The 17,918-nt window shown below is 62.8% G+C and carries 21 protein-coding genes; 9 read left to right on the forward strand and 12 right to left on the reverse strand.

Annotated elements, in window-relative coordinates; translation table 11 throughout:
- Nucleotides 1–160 precede the first annotated feature (160 nt).
- From ACODSP_RS15015 to ACODSP_RS15050, 8 genes are all read right to left on the reverse strand, one after another.
- Nucleotides 161–694, reverse strand: a complete 534-nt coding sequence (locus ACODSP_RS15015; RefSeq protein WP_488966377.1) for a MerR family transcriptional regulator — start codon at nucleotides 692–694, stop codon at nucleotides 161–163.
- An 8-nt stretch (nucleotides 695–702) separates the two neighbouring features.
- Entirely contained in the window at nucleotides 703–1,014 is a 312-nt protein-coding gene (locus tag ACODSP_RS15020; protein ID WP_054166522.1) for an integration host factor subunit alpha, read from the reverse strand.
- Between the two features lie 115 nt (nucleotides 1,015–1,129).
- Nucleotides 1,130–2,104 (reverse strand): beta-ketoacyl-ACP synthase III, encoded by a 975-nt coding sequence (locus ACODSP_RS15025; RefSeq protein ID WP_488966378.1) that lies wholly within the window; start codon nucleotides 2,102–2,104, stop codon nucleotides 1,130–1,132.
- A complete protein-coding gene (plsX, locus tag ACODSP_RS15030) occupies nucleotides 2,104–3,192 on the reverse strand; it encodes a phosphate acyltransferase PlsX (RefSeq protein ID WP_488966379.1) in 1,089 nt (362 codons plus the stop codon). Before plsX ends, ACODSP_RS15025 begins: the two co-directional genes overlap by 1 nt.
- A gap of 49 nt (nucleotides 3,193–3,241) precedes the next feature.
- Complete coding sequence (gene rpmF / locus ACODSP_RS15035) at nucleotides 3,242–3,430, reverse strand: 50S ribosomal protein L32 (RefSeq protein WP_054166525.1); 189 nt, start codon at nucleotides 3,428–3,430, stop codon at nucleotides 3,242–3,244.
- A 98-nt stretch (nucleotides 3,431–3,528) separates the two neighbouring features.
- A complete protein-coding gene (locus ACODSP_RS15040) occupies nucleotides 3,529–4,113 on the reverse strand; it encodes a YceD family protein (protein ID WP_488966380.1) in 585 nt (194 codons plus the stop codon).
- 66 nt (nucleotides 4,114–4,179) lie between these two features.
- The gene (locus ACODSP_RS15045) at nucleotides 4,180–4,587 is read right to left on the reverse strand and encodes a hypothetical protein (protein ID WP_488966381.1); all 408 of its coding nucleotides are present in this window, start codon (nucleotides 4,585–4,587) and stop codon (nucleotides 4,180–4,182) included.
- 71 nt (nucleotides 4,588–4,658) lie between these two features.
- Nucleotides 4,659–5,192, reverse strand: a complete 534-nt coding sequence (locus ACODSP_RS15050) for a ubiquinol-cytochrome C chaperone family protein (RefSeq protein ID WP_488966382.1) — start codon at nucleotides 5,190–5,192, stop codon at nucleotides 4,659–4,661.
- A gap of 235 nt (nucleotides 5,193–5,427) precedes the next feature.
- Between ACODSP_RS15050 and ACODSP_RS15055 the strand changes: the two genes are divergently transcribed.
- A complete protein-coding gene (locus ACODSP_RS15055) occupies nucleotides 5,428–5,898 on the forward strand; it encodes an outer membrane protein assembly factor BamE (protein ID WP_488966383.1) in 471 nt (156 codons plus the stop codon).
- A gap of 90 nt (nucleotides 5,899–5,988) precedes the next feature.
- Here the strand turns inward: ACODSP_RS15055 and ACODSP_RS15060 are convergent, their stop codons facing one another.
- From ACODSP_RS15060 to ACODSP_RS15070, 3 genes are all read right to left on the reverse strand, one after another.
- The gene (locus tag ACODSP_RS15060; RefSeq protein ID WP_488966384.1) at nucleotides 5,989–7,332 is read right to left on the reverse strand and encodes a glutamine synthetase family protein; all 1,344 of its coding nucleotides are present in this window, start codon (nucleotides 7,330–7,332) and stop codon (nucleotides 5,989–5,991) included.
- Nucleotides 7,333–7,521: 189 nt separating this feature from the next.
- A complete protein-coding gene (locus ACODSP_RS15065) occupies nucleotides 7,522–8,244 on the reverse strand; it encodes an SDR family NAD(P)-dependent oxidoreductase (protein WP_488966385.1) in 723 nt (240 codons plus the stop codon).
- Entirely contained in the window at nucleotides 8,244–8,600 is a 357-nt protein-coding gene (locus ACODSP_RS15070) for a hypothetical protein (RefSeq protein WP_488966386.1), read from the reverse strand. Before ACODSP_RS15070 ends, ACODSP_RS15065 begins: the two co-directional genes overlap by 1 nt.
- Nucleotides 8,601–8,708: 108 nt before the next feature.
- Here ACODSP_RS15070 and ACODSP_RS15075 point away from each other — a divergent pair, with 108 nt between their 5' ends.
- The 8 genes from ACODSP_RS15075 to spbR all read left to right on the forward strand — a co-directional run bounded on the left by ACODSP_RS15075 (nucleotide 8,709) and on the right by spbR (nucleotide 16,257).
- Entirely contained in the window at nucleotides 8,709–9,467 is a 759-nt protein-coding gene (locus ACODSP_RS15075; protein ID WP_488966387.1) for an ABC transporter ATP-binding protein, read from the forward strand.
- Entirely contained in the window at nucleotides 9,464–10,243 is a 780-nt protein-coding gene (locus tag ACODSP_RS15080) for an ABC transporter permease (RefSeq protein ID WP_488966388.1), read from the forward strand. The genes ACODSP_RS15075 and ACODSP_RS15080 overlap by 4 nt, the downstream gene beginning before the upstream one ends.
- Before the next feature lie 117 nt (nucleotides 10,244–10,360).
- Complete coding sequence (locus ACODSP_RS15085; RefSeq protein ID WP_488966389.1) at nucleotides 10,361–11,500, forward strand: ABC transporter permease; 1,140 nt, start codon at nucleotides 10,361–10,363, stop codon at nucleotides 11,498–11,500.
- 1 nt (nucleotide 11,501) lies between these two features.
- Nucleotides 11,502–12,269: an ABC transporter ATP-binding protein gene (locus ACODSP_RS15090; protein WP_488966390.1), complete on the forward strand. Its 768-nt coding sequence runs from the start codon at nucleotides 11,502–11,504 to the stop codon at nucleotides 12,267–12,269.
- A gap of 3 nt (nucleotides 12,270–12,272) precedes the next feature.
- The gene (locus ACODSP_RS15095; RefSeq protein WP_488966391.1) at nucleotides 12,273–13,211 is read left to right on the forward strand and encodes an MlaD family protein; all 939 of its coding nucleotides are present in this window, start codon (nucleotides 12,273–12,275) and stop codon (nucleotides 13,209–13,211) included.
- Nucleotides 13,208–13,897, forward strand: coding sequence for an ABC-type transport auxiliary lipoprotein family protein (locus tag ACODSP_RS15100; protein ID WP_488966392.1), 690 nt, complete (start codon nucleotides 13,208–13,210; stop codon nucleotides 13,895–13,897). Before ACODSP_RS15095 ends, ACODSP_RS15100 begins: the two co-directional genes overlap by 4 nt.
- Before the next feature lie 15 nt (nucleotides 13,898–13,912).
- On the forward strand, nucleotides 13,913–14,881 hold the full coding sequence (locus ACODSP_RS15105; protein WP_488966393.1) for a TAXI family TRAP transporter solute-binding subunit: 969 nt from the start codon (nucleotides 13,913–13,915) through the stop codon (nucleotides 14,879–14,881).
- A 269-nt stretch (nucleotides 14,882–15,150) separates the two neighbouring features.
- On the forward strand, nucleotides 15,151–16,257 hold the full coding sequence (gene spbR, locus ACODSP_RS15110) for a SpbR family protein (protein WP_488966394.1): 1,107 nt from the start codon (nucleotides 15,151–15,153) through the stop codon (nucleotides 16,255–16,257).
- 139 nt (nucleotides 16,258–16,396) lie between these two features.
- On the opposite strand, the gene ACODSP_RS15115 is transcribed toward spbR, so the two are convergent.
- Nucleotides 16,397–17,767, reverse strand: coding sequence for a glutamine synthetase family protein (locus tag ACODSP_RS15115; protein WP_488966395.1), 1,371 nt, complete (start codon nucleotides 17,765–17,767; stop codon nucleotides 16,397–16,399).
- Nucleotides 17,768–17,918 lie beyond the last annotated feature (151 nt).

The following is a 17,918-nucleotide window of genomic DNA, read 5'->3' on the forward strand; positions in this document are numbered from 1 at the left end:
CGGCAACAGGAAAAGCCAAACCCACCAGAGAGTCAGAACCCAAGGCTCTTGGTATAATCGAGGAAACTTTTGGCAAAAGTGTGGGGATGGCGCGCATTCAGGCATGGTTGGGCCACGCATAGGGCCCAAGCAACCGCATCACCAATTGGATTGACGGGGTTCAGTCCAACAAGCGGCGCAACGCTGTTAGATCCATCAGGATTTCCGACAGAATCTCACGAACTTCCGGCGATAAGGACTGTTTTGTCTGCCGCTTGGGGGCGGCCTTCTTTTCCAGGGGAGGGGGCTCATCCTCCTCATCCCCTTGCGTCGCAAGCAGGGCCAGCTCTTCGGCCGAATTGTCGTCACCCGCCTCGTCATCGTCGAAAAGGCTTGGCATGCGGGTTCCGGGCGGGGGAAGTCCGGCAAGACCCCGCGACTCGCGCAGAAGTTTCTGCACGCCCTTGATCGTGTAGCCGTCCTGATACAGCAGCGACTGGATACGCCGCAGCAGTTCCACATCGTCGGGACGATAATAGCGCCGGCCACCACCACGCTTCAGCGGCTTGATCTGGGGAAACTTGGTTTCCCAGAACCGCAGGACATGCTGCGGGACTTCAAGATCGACGGAAACCTCGCTGATGGTGCGGAAGGCCGAGGCGGATTTCGACGCCACGGACTTGGATCGCGCACCTTCGCTGGTTTCCTCGATCATCGACAGGATCAGCCTTTCGCGCCGTCTTCGAACCGCTCATTAATGCGGCTTTTCAGGACGTGGGACGCGCGGAAGACCAGGACCCGACGCGGCAGAATCGGCACTTCCTCCCCCGTCTTCGGGTTGCGGCCAATGCGCTGCCCCTTGGACCGGACAGCAAAGCTGCCGAAGGAAGAAATCTTGACCATGTCGCCATTGGCCAATGCGTCGGAAATCTCGTTCAGGACGCTTTCCACCAGATCGGCGGATTCGTTCCTGGACAGCCCAACTTCCTGATAGACGGCCTCGCTCAACTGCGCGCGGGTGACAGTTTCGGTCATGTTCGTCCTCCCCGGTTATCAGGGAATGACGGTACTTGGACCGGAGAAATCCGTCAATTCAGATGGTTGGCGGGAAATGCTGATCCCACACCGCAGAAATGCGGGGCAGGGAGGATCAGAAGCGCACCAATGCTCCACCCCAGGTGAAACCGCCACCCATGGCTTCCAGCAGCATGAGGTCGCCGCGCTTGATGCGACCATCGGCCACTGCCTCCGCCAGGGCCAGCGGAATGCTGGCGGCGGATGTATTGCCATGATGATCGACCGTAATCACCACACGCTCTGCCGGCAGTTTCAGCTTGCGGCCCGTGCCCTCGATGATGCGGCGGTTGGCCTGATGCGGGACCAGCCAGTCGATGGCATCCGCCGTCAGTCCATTGGCGGCCATCGCTTCCTTGACGACATCGGCCAGGTTCACGACCGCATGCTTGAACACTTCCTGCCCGCGCATGCGGACATGGCCCACAGTCTGCGTGCTGGACGGGCCACCATCGACATAAAGCAGGTCATGGTGGTTGCCATCGGAATGCAGATGCGTGGACAGGATGCCCTGATCCTCTGCCGTGCCGGCCCCGTCGGTGGAACGCAGCACCACGGCACCCGCCCCGTCACCGAACAGCACGCAGGTGGTGCGGTCGTTCCAATCCAGGATGCGGGAGAAGGTTTCGGCACCGATGACCAGAACCGTCCTGGCCTGACCGGCCTTGATGAAATTGTCGGCCACCGACAGTGCATAGATGAAGCCGGAGCATACGGCCTGCACATCGAACGCCGCGCCGCGCGTCATGCCCAGACGCGCCTGCACTTTCACCGCGGTGGCGGGGAAGGTGTTGTCGGGCGTGGCCGTGGCCAGAACAATCAGATCCAACTCATCCGCCGTCACGCCGGCATGGGCCATGGCGGCAAGTGCGGCGTTATAGGCAAGGTCGGAAGTCAGTTCGCCTTCCGCCGCGATATGGCGCGACTTGATGCCCGTCCGTTCCGTAATCCATTCGTCAGAGGTGTCGACGACCTGCGCCATCTCGGCATTCGTCATCACCTTTGCGGGCAGGTAAGACCCACAGCCCAGGATCACAGACCGGATGGCCATTACTGCACCGCCGTTTCGCTGCCCGTTGCGCCCACGTCCTTGGCCGGGTCGGCAGCTGCCGCAGCATTCAATGCTGCCTGCAGCACCGCCAATTGGTCGCGGATCTTCTCGTTGAAACCGTGATTGGCCATATTGGCGGCCACGGCGATGGCGTTGGAGAATCCAACGGCGTCTGTGCCGCCATGGCTTTTCACGCAGATGCCGCGCAGCCCCAGGAACATCGCACCATTATAGCGGCGCGGGTCCATGCGCTGACGCAGCTTGTTGAACGCACCCGACGCTAGGACATAACCCAGCTTCGCCAGGAGAGATGATTTGAAGGTCCGCTTCAGGAATTCGGCATAAAGCTTTGCCGTGCCTTCCGCCGTCTTCAGGGCGACATTGCCCGTGAAGCCGTCGGTCACCACGACATCGACAGTGCCCAACGCCAAGTCGTTGCCTTCAATGAAGCCGTGGAAGTAAGGGGCGAGCGGCGTGGCGCGCAGGGCTGCTGCGGCCTCACGAATCTGCTCATGCCCTTTTTGTTCTTCCGACCCGACATTCAGCAGGCCGATGGTCGGGTTCAGCAGGCCCAGAACGGTCCGGCTGAACACCGTGCCCATCACGGCGAACTGCACCAGATTGTCGGCATCGCATTCCAGGTTCGCCCCCAGATCCAGCATCACCAACTCCCCCCGCTGTGTGGGCAGGATAGAGGCGATAGCCGGTCGGTCGATGCCCGGCAGGGTCTTCAGCACGAATTTGGCAATAGCCATCAGCGCGCCGGTATTCCCAGCGGAGACCACGCACGCGGCATCACCGGCAGCGACGGCATCAATGGCCAACCGCATGCTGGAATTGCGCCCAGCACGAAGCGCCACCGACGGCTTGGCGTCCATAGCCACGAAGTCAGGCGTATGCTTGACTGTGGAAATGGACTTCAAGGCCGGATGGCGCTCTAGCAGGACGTTGATGCGCGCTTCGTCACCGACGAAGAGGAAATCGACGTTAGGGCAACGCTCACGAGCAAGGTCGGCGCCGGCGACGACCATGTCAGGAGCATGGTCGCCACCCATGGCGTCCAAGGCGATGCGCAGGCGCGTTGTCACTTCCGTTCGACGTCCCTATAACCCGCGAAAACCTGGACCGGTCCGGCTATCAGGCAGCAGCCGGGGCGGTCGCGGTCACTTCGCGGCTGTCATAGTGGCCGCAGGAGCCGCAGACATGGTGCGGGCGCTTCAGCTCACCGCAATTGCCGCATTCGTTGTATGCGGCGGCGGTCAAACCATCGTGCGAACGGCGCATGTTGCGCTTCGACTTGGAGGTCTTCTTCTTAGGAACGGCCATGATCGTAACTCACAATGTTTTAAGGCGACCGCTAGGGCCGCCCGGACAGAGGCGCTTGAATACTGGATATGGTGTGCGAGGGCAAGTACGAAACCGGATCAAGAGGGCTTCTTTAAGCGGGACAGGGCCGCAAAAGGGTTCTGGCGGGGCGGTTCCGGGGGTGTGTCCTCGGTCAAGGACAGAGTATCGGGACCCACATCCTCCAGAATCGGGGTGAATTCGACCCCTTCCTTGCGTGGATAGGGCTCCAGTGCCAGCGACAGGTTCTGTGCTACCAACTCGCCAATATCGATCCGGCCACCCGGCATCGCTTCGGGGAAGTCCTCATCACTGCCCAGATACTGGAAATGATCGCTCTCATCCTCCTCTTCCTCCTTGGGGATCAGATGCTCGGGGGCAAAAAGGGCGGAGAATTCCTCCTTAACGTGCGCAGGAACGGGCTCCAGGGTCACGACGCAGCGCTGAACCACATCGGCCTCAATCTCGCCCGTCACCTTCACAAACTCCGACCGCACGCGGCGCAGGCGCATCTTGGCCTTAAGGCCGGACAGCGAGACCAGATCGAATCGTTCGGCAAGCGCAGCGCACTCAGCCTCGCTGGCCGTCACGACCTCAAACCCGCCAGCCGTCGTCACCTTGTCGGCGATAATGATGCGGGACAGTTCGGGCAGGGAGGCGGTCATAGCAGGCAACTCCAGAATAATATTTGCTATATAGATAGAGACAGCAGACTGGCGATGGCAACCGCTTCAGCGGAACCAGCGCAGCAGACGCCAGATCGCCAACCGTTGGCGGATCAGGGTGGGTGGCACCATCATTGTCCACAGTAGCACCGGGAAGCCTACGAGTATCTGCAGGGCACCCAGCCAATGGCCCATGACCGCAGCAGCGATAAGACCAGCGAGAAGCAGTTGGCCGAAGATCATGAAAAACGCCCATGTCCGCCAGAAATTCAGAACATAATCAATGTCCGCCCGACCGCCCGGTTTCACATCAACCGCGAACGCCACATGCCCACAGAGCGCATAGAGTCGCCAATTATTCAAAAGCGCGGTTGATATGTCATCGCATTCAACTTTGTTTCCGGCCTGGACCGGAAGCCGCCGATCCCGCTTCAGCAGGTCGCCCAACGCATAGGCCAGTTCATCCGCCGTCACATCCTCGTTAACCCGACCGCTGATGCGACCACGGATTACAGGCATGAACAGGCGGAGCCAGTCCCGTTGCGTCATACGGCAGCAAACTCCACCTCGCCGGCCAGCAGCCTGTCGATGGGGAAGGTCTCCAGATGCGCCAGCTGTCGGCGCGTATAGTCGGCCATCACCTTCACATGCGCCGGGTCGGGCAGGGTGGAGCCATACAGATTGCGGTCCAGCGCCGATTCCAGCACCGACGGATCGGCATTGGCCGCAATACCGTCATCATAGGCGCCGACACGACCATAGTAATGGCTGGCCAGATCCTTGACCTTGTCGCCCACCTTCATGTCGCCCGCGCCCAGTTCGCGCAGATTGAAATCCAGGTCGGCGAACATGAAATCGAACAGGCCCTGATTGAACTCTGCCGTCGCCTTGCCGCCCATGGCCAGCCGGCGCATGACCAGCCAGGCATGCAAGCATACGGATTCGAACCGTCCCTCCAGCGTGTCGGGCACACCGCGCTCGCTGAAAAATACGGGCAGGCGCGATTGGGCCACAATGGCGCCATAGAGGGCGGCAATGGTGCGTTCACGCTGGGGGCGTTGGAACAGGCGGCTGAACAAGACGTGCCTTCTCCCATGGCTGGCAGGCTGCGGACATTGACATTGCGCCAAGGCCGGTGCCAATGTCACCGGCCAGATAGGGGGCGGCGGCCCCGTCGTCAAGCCATGGTGCGTGCCTGAAAGGGTTCTCACCAGGTAAGAATGACAAATCGCCGCTGGTGGCGGGGCATTTGCCCCGTGCATTGTCCGGCACCACGCCGTTGGTCACATCCAAGGTTCGAGAGACGTCACGTTGATGCGCAAGACCCAAGCTACCGCCCTGTTGACCTTCGGCCTTCTGGGCCTTGCTCTCACCGGCTGCAGCCCCATCATCGCCCAGCGCGGCAATCTGGTGGAAGATACCCGTCTGGCCCAGATCCAAACCGGTCAGACGACGCGCGAACAGGTCCAGTACGTGCTGGGCACGCCGACCTCCACCGGTGTCGTGGACGGCTCCACCTGGTACTATATCGGTCGCCGCACCGAACAGACCGCCTTCCTGGACCCGGAGGTCACGGCCCAGCGCATCATCCGCGTCCGCTTCGATGAAGGTGGGACGGTGCAGGAAATCAAGGAACTGGATGGCGCCGCCGAGGCGGCCTATGTCGAACCCATCGCCCGCGTCACCCCGACTGTCGGCCACGATCTGAACTTCTTCGAGCAGCTGCTGGGCAACCTGTCCAAGCCGTCGCGCAAGAAGAAGGACGACAAGAAAAAGAAGAAGTAAGCAGTTGCCGGGCTGCCGTCTGGCAGCAGGCGATCAAACAAAACGCCGCATGCGGGGTGCTCCCACATGCGGCGTTTTTTGCTTTTACGCTTACACGTTCAGCAACAGGTTCTCACGCTCCCAGCTGCTGATCACGCGCTGATAAGCGTCATACTCGGCCTGCTTCACAGAGCTGACGGCGGATACGAACCGATCTCCCAGAACTTCCTTCAACGGCTTGCAGCTGTTGAACTTGTTCAGGGCATCGCCCTGGTGGCGGGGCAGGGAGAAGGCCAGCCGGTGGGCCGAACCCTTGACCGGATCGGACGGTTCCAACTCCTGCACCATGCCGATATAGCCGCAGGCCAGTGACGCGGCGAGCGCCAGATACGGATTGGCATCGGCGCCGGCCACACGGTTTTCCACACGCCGCGCCTCAGGCGGGCTGACCGGCACGCGGAAGCCGGTGGTACGGTTGTCGCGTCCCCAATGCACATTGATCGGCGCGTCCGACCCCTGCACCAGACGGCGGTAGGAGTTCACATTCGGCGCCAGAAGCGGCATCGCATAGGGCAGGTACTTCTGCAAACCGGCGATAAAGCTCATGAACAGCGGCGTGTCGGACCCGTCCGCATTGGCGAACAGGTTCACACCCGTCTTGGCATCAACCAGTGACTGGTGGACATGCATGGCGCTGCCCGGCTCGTTCTGCATGGGCTTGGCCATGAAGGTCGCATAGACCTGATGCCGGATCGCCGCCTCACGCACGGTGCGCTTGAACAGGAAAACCTGATCGGCCAGTTCCAGCGCGTCGCCATGGTTGAAGTTGATTTCGATCTGGGCGGCACCGGCCTCGTGGCTCATCGTGTCCACGTCGATTTCCTGCTTCTCGCAGAAATCGTAGACATCCTCAAAGATCGGATCGAATTCGTTGACGGCGTCGATGCCATAGGCCTGACGTCCGCTTTCCTGCCGGCCTGAACGACCGACGGGGGGGACCAGCGGGTAATCCGGGTCCTTGTTGACCGCAACCAGGAAGAATTCCAGCTCTGGCGCCACAATGGGCTTCCACCCGCGCGCATCATACAGGGCCAGTATGCGCTTCAACACGGAGCGGGGGGAGATATCGACGGTCGATCCGTCGGCATAGAAACAGTCGCAGATGACCTGGGCGGTGGGTTCATTGTACCAGGGCACGACGCGGACGGTGGCCGGATCGGGCGTCATATAGACGTCCCAGTTCTCCACGCTCGTCACATCCTCGTCTTCCGGGTATTCGCCCGTAACGGTCTGGATGAAAATGGATTCGGGCAGGCGTAGGCCCCGGTCCCGCAGAATGCGCAGGAACTTCTCGGCAGGCACGATCTTGCCACGGGCGATGCCGGCCATGTCCGGCACCAGACATTCAACTTCGGTGATCCGCCGCGAACGGATGAATTCTTCCAATGTACTCATGATGACGCCACGGGTTGGCGGCCCAGATGCACCCGTCGCAGCCGAACGCTTGTCCGGCCTTCGGGGCTGGGAAATGGTGCTACGCCCGCAGCCCTCCACATTGTTTCGGATATGTTGAGTATAGGCAGAGGGCGGGGGGGGCAGGCAAGTCGGGATCGGCAGCTTTCAATAGAAACTGATATCCCGGCCTTAACCGGCAAAGCGCAGGCCAACATCGAGATGGATCGTCTGCCCCGTGATCACCGGGCTTTCCAGCAGATGGACGCAGGCCTTGGCAACAGGGTCGGCTCCCGGCTGGCTACGTGCCTGACGCCACTCCCGCCCTATCTGCACCTCTCCGCAAACAGCCGGCAAGAAACCGGGAGCGATGGCATTCACGCGCAGACGCGGCGCGCCGACCCGTGCCAGCATCTCTCCCAGCCCTACAAGCGCATATTGAGAGAGCGTGTAGCTCATCCGGTCGCCATGCTGGTTGGCCATATCCTGGTCCAGGATATTGACGATGGCGCCCGTCACCCCACCGGGCAACTGTGCCAGCAGCGACTGTGCCAGCAGAGCCGGGGCCACGGTGTTGGGCAGGTAATGGGCCAGCATCCGTTCCGCCGTCAGGGTCGTGATGTCATCCCATTCAAAGATTGAGGCGCTGTTGACCAGGGCGGTCAGGGGCCGCCCCAATGCCTTTGCCGCATCGGCCACCACGCCCGACACCTGTGCCGGATCGGCCAGATCGGCGGCGATGGCGGCGGCGCGTACACCGCTGGCCCGGATGGCATCCACCGTCGCCGCGACGTCCGGCCCGTCGGTACAGTAATGGATCGCCACATCCATACCGGCACCGGCGCAGGCCAATGCCATGGCGGCCCCCAGACAGCGCGCGCCACCGGTGATCAGAACGGCATGCGGCGGGGTCATCAGGGGCGCTCCAGATCAATTTGGCAGGCAAAGCCAAGATCGGCGGGACTGGCCACACTGATCTTTTGCGTCACGATGCGGCCATCGAAAGCGAAGATGAAACGCCCCAGCGTGCGGGCAACCCCTTCGGCATCGACAAACGGACCATCATTGCGGAACGGACCCAGGATATGCCGCACGATCTGTGAATAATCGACGGTCATGGAGATATCGTCAGGGTCGCCGGTGAACGGCCCCGTAACGCTTGTGCCCAGGCGCAGATTGATGCGGCAGTCCAGATCACCCGCACGCCCCGCCACCGGCAGCGTCACTGCCACCTCGCGCACCAGTATCTGGAAATGGGGAGATGGGATCATGGCTACGCCCGACGCCTCGACAAAATGACATGCCGGGCTAATATCAGCCCGGCAGTGAAAGAGGAACAGGCTGATGGATCGCCCCTGGCAAAAGATCGGAAACATCGCGTGACGGGTGATCTGTTCCGGCTTTCCGGCCTGTCGCTGACTTACCCCAATGGCACCTGCGCCCTGGACGGCGTCGACCTTTCGGTGGCGGAGGGGGAGTTTGTGTCGCTGCTGGGACCCAGCGGATGCGGCAAGAGCACGATCCTGCGGCTGGTTGCCGGGCTGATGGAACCCACGGGCGGGCGGCTGAACTGGCTGCGACCGGTGGCGCGGGGGGATATCGGCTTTGTGTTTCAGGAACCGACCTTGATGCCCTGGGCACGCATCATCGACAATGTGCGCCTGCCGCTGGACCTGGCCGGCGTACCGAAGCATGAGGGGAATGACCGGGCTGCCGACGGTCTGGCCCGCGTCGGCCTGGGCGATTTCCTGAAGGCCTTCCCCGCTGAACTGTCAGGCGGTATGAAGATGCGGGCCTCGCTGGCCCGCGCCCTGGTCACCAACCCGCGTCTGCTGCTGCTGGATGAACCATTCGCCGCCCTGGATGAGATCACGCGGCTAAAGCTGAACGATGATCTGCTGTCCCTTTGGGACGCGCAGCGCTTCACTGCACTGTTCGTAACGCATTCCGTGTTTGAAAGCGTCTATCTGTCGGGCCGTATCGCCATCATCGGCCCCCGGCCAGGGCGGGTGGTGGCAGAGGTGCCTGTGCCGCTGCCCTTTCCACGCGGTCTGTCGGTACGGACGGGCACCGACTATGGCGCCATCTGCCGCGATGTGTCTGACCGGCTGCATGCAGCCATGGTGGTGGCGGCATGAACGGTATCTGGGCACGGCGCCTTTTGCCGCCGCTGGTGGGGCTGCTGTTTCTCCTGGGCTGGGAGGCTGCGGTCAGCGCCTGGGACATCCCACCCTTCGTCCTGCCGCCACCCAGCGCCGTTGCAAAGGCCCTGTGGAATGATGCGCCGCTGCTGCTGCAATCCAGCTGGATCACCCTGATCATAACAATTCAGGCCTTCCTGCTGGCCCTGACCAGCGGGGTAGCGCTGGCGGTGCTGTTCAAACAGTCGCGCGCGCTGGAAGCCGCCCTCTACCCCTATGCGGTGATCCTTCAGGTCACACCCATCGTGGCCATCGCACCGCTGGTCGTCATCTGGGTCGGGTATGAGCGGGTGAACCTGTCGCTGCTGATCCTCGCCTGGATTGTGGCCTTCTTCCCCGTCCTGTCGAACAGCACGGCGGGGCTGGCCGCTGTCGATCCAAACTTGCGTGACCTGTTCCGGTTGTACGGGGCCAGTCGCTGGCAGGTGCTGTGGCGTCTGCAACTCCCATCGGCACTGCCCTACATCCTGGCTGGGGCCAAGATTTCCGGCGGTCTGGCCCTGATCGGGGCTGTGGTGGCGGAGTTTGTGGCCGGGTCGGGTACGGCGACGGGGCTGGCCTGGAGGGTGATCGAGGCGGGAAACCGCCTGAACATGCCGCGCCTGTTCGCGGCCCTGGTCCTGCTCTCCCTCTTGGGAATCCTGATCTTCGCCCTGCTGACCTGGGTACAGCATCTGTTGCTGCGCCGCTGGCATCCGGGCGGGGGGGAATAGGTCACGCGATACAGCCATTGGTGACACATCGTTCACGGGCTGTTGACCCACCCTGTCCGGTAATGTCAATTGGCGGGGTGCGTCGTCGTTCGATGCGGCGCACCATGGGCCAGGAACGTGCAGACCGGAACCTTAAGCGCCAATTGGGAAGAGAATCAGTTCGTGCTGGCAGCATCCGGCCGCTGGGACATTGCGTCCGCCGAACGGCTGGGCCCGATGCTGCGCGACCGCATGCCGGGACGCAAGGGCGCGCCCGTCTGTCTCGACCTCTCTGACCTGACGGCCCTGGATACTGCCGGCGCCTTGCTGTTGGACCGCCTGATCAAGCGGTTGCGGGGGCAGGGCCACGTCGTGGCGGTTGTTGGCGCCCGATCCGACCTTTGCGCCTTGTTGAAGGATGTGCAGCGGGCGGCGGCAGGAGCAGAACCGAAGAACCCCGCACCCGCTGAAAAGCGGCCCGCCTTTCCGCTGGCCGACCGTGTCGGACGCGCAACGATCGGCATCTGGCAGGATATCCTGTCGATGTTGAACTTCCTGGGTCTGGTCACTGTTACGGCTGCCCGGCTGCTGCGTACGCCAAACCGCATCCGACTGAAGCCCCTGTTTTTCCACCTGGAGCAGGTGGGGCTGAACGCGCTGCCCATTGTGGGCCTGCTCTCCTTCCTGATCGGTATCGTTCTGGCCTATCAGGGGGCGGATCAGCTGCGTCGTTTCGGTGCCGAAATCTATGTCGTGAACCTGCTGGGCATCGGTGTCCTGCGGGAGATCGGTATTCTGATGACCTCCATCATCGTGGCGGGCCGTTCCGGTTCCGCCTTCACGGCCCAGATCGGGACCATGAAGGTGAACCAAGAGGTGGATGCCATGCGCACCCTGGGCCTGGACCCGGTGGAGATGCTGGTGCTGCCACGCATGTTGGCACTGCTGATCGCTCTGCCGCTGATCGGATTCTTCGCCAATATGGTGGCGCTGGCCGGTGGCGCCGTCATGGCCTATGTCTATCTCGATATCAATTTCGGGCAGTTTGCCCGGCAGTTGCAGATCGCGGTCAGCACGACCACCTTGTTCGTGGGCCTGATCAAGGCACCGGTCTTCGCGGTGGTCATTGCCCTGGTCGGCTGCTACGAAGGGCTTCGGGTCAGCGGATCGGCGGAAAGCGTCGGTCTTCTGACCACCCGTTCCGTTGTCGTATCGATCTTCCTGGTGATCGTTCTGGACGCCATCTTCTCCATCCTCTTCTCCTATATCGGGATCTGACATGGCGGCGCCCGTCATCCGTGTCCGGGGTCTCAAGACGCGCTTCGGCCAGCAGGTCGTGCATGATGGCGTCGATCTGGATGTCAGCAAGGGGGAAGTGATCGGCCTTGTCGGCGGTTCCGGCACGGGCAAATCCGTGCTGCTGCGGGAGATTGTGGGCCTGATGGTCCCGTCCGCCGGCAAGATCGAAGTGTTGGGCAAAGATACGGAAAATATGTCGGAGTCCGAACGACTATCTTTGCAGGCCCGTTGGGGCATGCTGTTCCAGGATGGCGCGCTGTTCAGCTCGCTGACCGTTCTGGAGAATATCAAGGTTCCCCTGAAGGAACATACCAGGCTGCCCCCCGACCTGATCGAGGAGATCGCGCGGGTGAAGGTGGCCATGGTGGGCCTGCCGCCCGATGCCGGGCCAAAATACCCGTCACAGCTGTCGGGCGGCATGCGCAAGCGGGCGGGTCTGGCCCGTGCGCTGGCCATGGACCCGGAAATCCTGTTCCTGGATGAACCGACGGCGGGCCTGGACCCGATCGGGGCGGCAGCCTTTGACGATTTGATCGGGTCCTTGCAAAAAAGCCTGGGCCTGACCGTTTTCATGGTGACCCATGATCTGGACAGCCTCTATGCCATTTGTGACCGCATCGCTGTCCTGGTGGACAAGAAGCTGGTGATCGGTACGATTGACGAACTGTTGCGCCAGGAACATCCCTGGATACGCGACTATTTTCATGGGCCTCGCGGTCGGGCGGCCAGTGCGGCGAAAGGGAGTTAGGGCATGGAAACACGGGCCAATTATACGGCTGTCGGTGCCTTCGTCCTGGCGCTGGCGGCGGCGGTGTTCGTCTTCGTCATCTGGCTGGCCAAGGTGCAGTTCGACAAGGCGATCCAGCCCTATTACATCATGGTCACCGGCACCGTGACGGGGCTTGTGGAAGGTGGGCCTGTGCGTTATCGCGGCGTCAATGTCGGCACTGTCAGCGATATCCGCATCAATCCCGACAATGTCGAGGAAGTGCGCCTGACCATCGAGGTGCCGGAGGACACGCCCATCAAGACCGATGCCATCGCGTCGCTGGAACCGGTGGGCGTGACGGGCGGCGTCTATGTGGAAATCCAGGGCGGCAGCAGGGATGCCCCCCTGCTGCGGGAGAAGGTCAGCGGCATCCCCGTCATCCCATCGCGCCCCAGTTCTATCGCCGCCGTGCTGTCCAAGGCGCCGGAGGTTCTGGAGAATCTGATGAAGATCTCCAACCGGCTGACCCTATTGCTGAACGACGATAACCAGAAATCCATCGGTACCTTGCTGGCCAACCTGGCGCAGGCGTCGGGCAATGCCAATGACACGATGCGTAACGCCAACCTGCTGATTGTCGATCTGCGCCGGCAGGCCGACACGCTCAGCAAGCAGGCAGAAGTGCTGATGATCACCGCCAACGATACTGTCGGCAAGGTCGGGCGCGACACCACCGTCATCACGGCGGAACTGGCCAAGACCAGCAAGGAAATCAACAAGCTGTCAGCCTCGCTGGCCGGCATGATTGAGGAAAATCGGGAACCGATCCGTGATTTCACGGCCACCGGCCTTTATGATCTCTCGCAGCTGCTGATCCATCTGCAGGACCTGACCAACAATCTCAGCCGCGTTTCCCGCCGGCTGGAGCGCGATCCGACCGACCTTCTGTTCGGCGGCAACAGCGGAGTGAAAGCGGAATGACCGACAAGCCCCTGAACCGCCGCCGCCTGCTGGCCTTGGCCTCCCTGATGCCGCTGGCCGCCTGTTCGCCGGCCTCCCTGCTGACGGGTGGCAAGGTGCAGAAGGTCTATGTGCTCACCCCGGCACGGGAATTCACGGCTGGTCTGGCACGGGCCCCGTGGCAGCTTCTGGTGGAAACGCCGCTGGCCAACGCCGCCGTCGATACGCCGCGCATCGTGCTGGGCGAGACCTCCAATCGCATGACCTATTATTCCGGGGCCAGTTGGGCCGATACCGGGCCGGACATGATGCAGACCCTGCTGGTGGAGAGCTTTGAGAACAGCCGCCGCATCGTGGCGGTGGGCGTTGAGCGGTCGGGGCTGCGCGCTGACTTCATCCTGAAGACGGACCTGCGCGACTTCCACGCCAACTACAAGGGCCATGACCCGCATGATACCGCGCCGGAGGCGACGGTGCGGATCAATGCCAAGCTGGTGCGGATGCCACGCCGGAACATCGTGGCGGGCGATACGTTCGAATCCACCGTCCGCGCCGCCAGCCCGGCCCTGGATGACATCATTAAGGCTTTTGATCAGGCGACGGGTGCCGTCCTGCGGCGTATCGTCGAATGGACGCTGCAGCAGGGCATGGCCAATGTCGATGTCTATCCGCTGGCCTGGGCCGCAGAGCCTGCCGCTTACCGTTGATCCGGGATTAATCCGTTGTTACGTTGTGCCTCACTGCTGGCCATCACCCTGGCGTTTACCGGTTCCGCCCTGGCCCAGGCGCCGGCACCGGCCACAAAGCCGCTGGTTATTGCCAGCGGAGTTGTCACGGGCCTCTATTATCCCGTCGCCGGCGCGATCTGTCGGCAGGTCAATCAGGAGAAGGCCCGCCATGGCCTGCGTTGCCTGGTGGAGGCCACCGAAGGTCCGGTTCAGAACCTGACGGCATTGCGTGCGGGCGAGGTTGATCTGGCCGTGGTCCAGTCGGACTGGCAGGCCGCCGCCGTGCGGGGTGATGGACGGTTTTCCAGTGCTGGCCCGTTCAAGGAATTGCGCGCCGTTGCCAGCCTGCATGCCGAAACGGTGACCCTGCTTGTCCGGCCCGACGCGGAAATCGATGACGTGTCGAAACTGACAGGCAAGCGCGTGAACCTGGGGCCGCGCGGCTCCGCCCTGCGCAATCTGTCGCAGCAGGTGGTGGATGCCGCCGGTCTGCGCATCAGCGACGATGCCGGGCAAGCACCTGACGCGGCACTGGCCGCCCTTTGTGCGGGGCAGTTGGATGCCGCCTTCTTTGCTGTTGGCCATCCCAATGCCGCTGTTCAGCAGGCAACATCCACCTGCGGTGCCGTAGCGCTGCCCATTGCCGGTCCTGGCATCGACAAGCTGCTGGCCGGCCGCAAGGACCTGACCCGCACCAGCATTCCGGCCAATCTCTATCCCGGGGTGCAGGAGGATGTGGCGACCATCGGCGTGGCCGCCACGCTGGTTACCCGTGCCGACGTGCCCGATGCGGTAATTGCAGAGATCGTGCGTGTCCTTCTGGAGGAACGGCCCGATCTGGTGGATCAGCATCCGGTTTTCAGCACGGTACCAGCCGATGGCATGGGGGACCGGGGCCGGACCGCGCCGCTGCACCCGGCGGCCGAGAAGGCTTTTGCCGCCAGCGGGCCCGCCAAGCCCTGATCCCAACGATTCGTTGAAGGGCGGCATACAGGGGAGTGCCGGGCAAGGCGATTGGGGCAAGGACCCAAGGCAAGACCTATCCTTCCGGATGGTGGAGTTATGCCGCCTTGCGTGGCACGAGTGGATTGTTTCGGTCTGTTCTTGATTTTGGCGTTCGCAATTGGCAGCGCCCTGCACTAAATGTTAAAGAAACAGGTGCGATGCGACCCTGTCGGCCGTTGGCCGGTGGCTCAGTCGCATGGTCGTTCCAGGGAGGGTTTGTTCAACCCATGTCCGACATGTTGACCACGCAGGATGTTCAGCGGCTGCTGACCGATCCTTCTCCCACGACCCGCGCTGAAATGGCCGGCAAGGTCGCGCAGCATTTCGCCGCGCCAAACCTTTCCGCGTCCGAGCGGGTGCTGGCGGAGGATATCGTGCGCATCATGGCGCGCGACGTCGCCACGCGTGTGCGGTCCGCCCTGGCCGAAAGCCTGAAATCCAACGCCACCATCCCGCGCGATATCGCCATGTCCATGGCCCGCGATGTGGAGGAGGTGTCGCTGCCCTTTATCGAGGTGTCGACGGTCCTGACCGACGATGATCTGGTTGAGATCATCCGTTCCGGCTCCTCGGAAAAGCAGACTGCCGTCGCCAAGCGGCCCAATGTCACCGAGTCCGTTGCCGATGCCCTGGTGGAACGCGGCAGCGAGAAGGCGGTGGCCACCCTGATGGCGAACGACACAGCCGCCATTGCCGACAGCGCAATGGTCAAGGCGTTGGACCGGTTCCCGGACAGCGAGGTTGTTGCCGGTCCGATGGTCAACCGTGCCAAGCTGCCGGTCACGGTGGCGGAGCGTTTGGTTGCACTGGTGTCGGAACAGCTGCGCGAACGGCTGGTCGCCAAGCATGAACTGCCCAACGATATCGCTGCCGATATCGTGATCCAGACCCGTGAGAAGGCGACCTATGGCCTTGTCGGCGGCGCCGGTGATGCGGATCTGGAAAAGCTGGTGGTGCAGTTGCGCCGCAGCCATCGCCTGACCCCGTCGCTGCTGCTGCGGGCGCTGTGCATGGGCGATGTGCCGTTTTTTGAGATGGCGCTGTCGCAGTTGGGGCAGGTGCCGATCACCAATGCCCGCCTGCTGATCCATGATGCGGGCCGTCTGGGGCTGAAGTCCCTGTTCGACCGCACCGGCATGCCGCCGAAGCTGTATCCCGCCCTGCGCATCGCGCTGGACGTGGCCAGCGAGACGGATTTCGATGGTCTGGACCATGATCTGGAACGCCATCGCCGCCGCATGCTGGAACGCATCCTGACCCAGTTCGAGGAACTGGCCAGCGACGATGTCGATTACCTGCTGACGAAGCTGAGCGACCTGACGGCGGCGGCTTAATACTCGTTCCCTCAGGCACCGGGCGGCGCCATCCGGCGGCTTGGGTTGCGCGACCATGGGGTCGCGGGCCGGCGGTCGCCGGCCTCCAGCAGCATGAGTCTACATCTCATGCTGCTGGTATGATCTCCCCCCGTCCGCCTCACCCCCGCAGATACCATTCCCATTCCAGCGGCGTGACACGCTGGTTGAACTTGGCGCGTTCGGCCCGTTTGGTGATGGCGTAGGTATCCACGAACGCGTCACCCAGCCAGCGGCGCAGCACCGTCGATCCTTGGAACAGGTCCAGCGCCTTGCCCCATTCATCGGGCAGGCGGGGGGCATCCGCCTCATAGGCATTACCCTCCAGCGCCGGGCCGGGATCAATCTTGCCATCCAGCCCGTGCAGAAGACCGGTCAGCATGCCGGCCAGCACCAGATAGGGGTTCGCATCGGCGCCGGCGATACGGTACTCGACCCGTCGGCTGTCCGGCCCGCCCGCAGGGATGCGCAGCGGGGCCGTACGGTTATTGACGCCCCATGCAATGACGGTCGGGGCATAGGAGCCCGTCTGGAACCGGCGCCAGCTGTTGGCGCCGGGGGCCGCCAGCGCCATGCAGGCGGGCATGGTCTCTGCCATACCGCCGATGGCGTGGCGCAGCGCCTCGGACCCCTCCGGGGCGTCATCGGCAAAGATGTTGTGGCCATCCTTGTCCAGCACGCTCATATGGATGTGCATGCCGCTGCTGGCCTGATCCGTGTAGGGTTTGGCCATGAAGCTCGCCTCATAGCCGTGCTTGTGGGCGACACCGCGTACGGCCCGTTTGAACAGGACGGCATCATCGGCGGCGCGCAGGGCGTCGGGGCGGTGGGACAGGGTAATCTCATACTGCCCCGGCCCATATTCGGCGATGGCGGTACCGGCGGGAATGCCCTGGGCCTGCACCGCCGCCGTGATCTCGTCCAGCACCTCTTCGAAATCCTCCAGCTCTGTCAGGCCATAGACCTGCGTCCGGTTCTGGGGCAGGCCGCTGCGCTTGGACACGGGCGGGGAGGGCGGGGCGTCGGCGGTACGGTCGCGGTCGAACAGATAGAATTCCAGTTCGATGGCGACCATAGGCGTCAGACGGCGGCGCGACAGTTCCGCCACCAGATTTTCCACCAGGGCACGCGGCGCGTAAGGGAAGGGGGACCCGTCGCCATCGCGCATCGACAGCATGATCTGGCCCAGCGGCTTCGCGGCCCAGGGCACCGGCGTCAGGGTACCGGCGACGGGCCGGCAGATGCGGTCTGGCACGCCCTTATCCACCGACATGCCCGTCTCTTCCACGGTATCGCCCGTGATATCGACGGCGAAGGTGCAGCCGGGAAAGGCCACGCCCTCCTTCCAGACCTTCGACAATTCATCGATTGGCACACGTTTGCCTCGGAATACCCCGCACAGATCGGGCAACAGCACATCCACAGCCGTGACGGCCGGATGCTGCTGCCGGAATATCTCGATCTCACGGAACAGGTCGGGGCTGGTGGTCATTCCGGGGCTGGTCCCTTGGTGCTGTTGAAACAGCGGCATGGCACCAGGGGTGGGCGTCCCTGTCAAGGCGGGCAGGGAGCGTGGGTGCCCTGTCGCATCTGTATCCTTGCGGGCAGTCAGTGCCAGCTTGCCGTGTCCGGCTCCAGCGCGC

This window comes from Niveispirillum sp. FG156, from assembly GCF_057809555.1.

Bases quoted from the DNA above. Each gene is read 5' to 3' on its own strand.
- ACODSP_RS15095 (WP_488966391.1), top strand. From the start codon at position 12,273: ATGGAAACACGGGCCAATTATACGGCTGTCGGTGCCTTCGTCCTGGCG.
- ACODSP_RS15080 (WP_488966388.1), top strand. From the start codon at position 9,464: ATGAACGGTATCTGGGCACGGCGCCTTTTGCCGCCGCTGGTGGGGCTG.
- ACODSP_RS15070 (WP_488966386.1), bottom strand. From the start codon at position 8,600: ATGATCCCATCTCCCCATTTCCAGATACTGGTGCGCGAGGTGGCAGTG.
- spbR (WP_488966394.1), top strand. From the start codon at position 15,151: ATGTCCGACATGTTGACCACGCAGGATGTTCAGCGGCTGCTGACCGAT.
- rpmF (WP_054166525.1), bottom strand. From the start codon at position 3,430: ATGGCCGTTCCTAAGAAGAAGACCTCCAAGTCGAAGCGCAACATGCGC.
- ACODSP_RS15040 (WP_488966380.1), bottom strand. From the start codon at position 4,113: ATGACCGCCTCCCTGCCCGAACTGTCCCGCATCATTATCGCCGACAAG.
- ACODSP_RS15015 (WP_488966377.1), bottom strand. From the start codon at position 694: ATGATCGAGGAAACCAGCGAAGGTGCGCGATCCAAGTCCGTGGCGTCG.
- ACODSP_RS15065 (WP_488966385.1), bottom strand. From the start codon at position 8,244: ATGACCCCGCCGCATGCCGTTCTGATCACCGGTGGCGCGCGCTGTCTG.
- ACODSP_RS15025 (WP_488966378.1), bottom strand. From the start codon at position 2,104: ATGGCCATCCGGTCTGTGATCCTGGGCTGTGGGTCTTACCTGCCCGCA.
- ACODSP_RS15115 (WP_488966395.1), bottom strand. From the start codon at position 17,767: ATGACCACCAGCCCCGACCTGTTCCGTGAGATCGAGATATTCCGGCAG.
- ACODSP_RS15055 (WP_488966383.1), top strand. From the start codon at position 5,428: ATGCGCAAGACCCAAGCTACCGCCCTGTTGACCTTCGGCCTTCTGGGC.
- ACODSP_RS15090 (WP_488966390.1), top strand. From the start codon at position 11,502: ATGGCGGCGCCCGTCATCCGTGTCCGGGGTCTCAAGACGCGCTTCGGC.
- ACODSP_RS15060 (WP_488966384.1), bottom strand. From the start codon at position 7,332: ATGAGTACATTGGAAGAATTCATCCGTTCGCGGCGGATCACCGAAGTT.
- ACODSP_RS15020 (WP_054166522.1), bottom strand. From the start codon at position 1,014: ATGACCGAAACTGTCACCCGCGCGCAGTTGAGCGAGGCCGTCTATCAG.
- ACODSP_RS15100 (WP_488966392.1), top strand. From the start codon at position 13,208: ATGACCGACAAGCCCCTGAACCGCCGCCGCCTGCTGGCCTTGGCCTCC.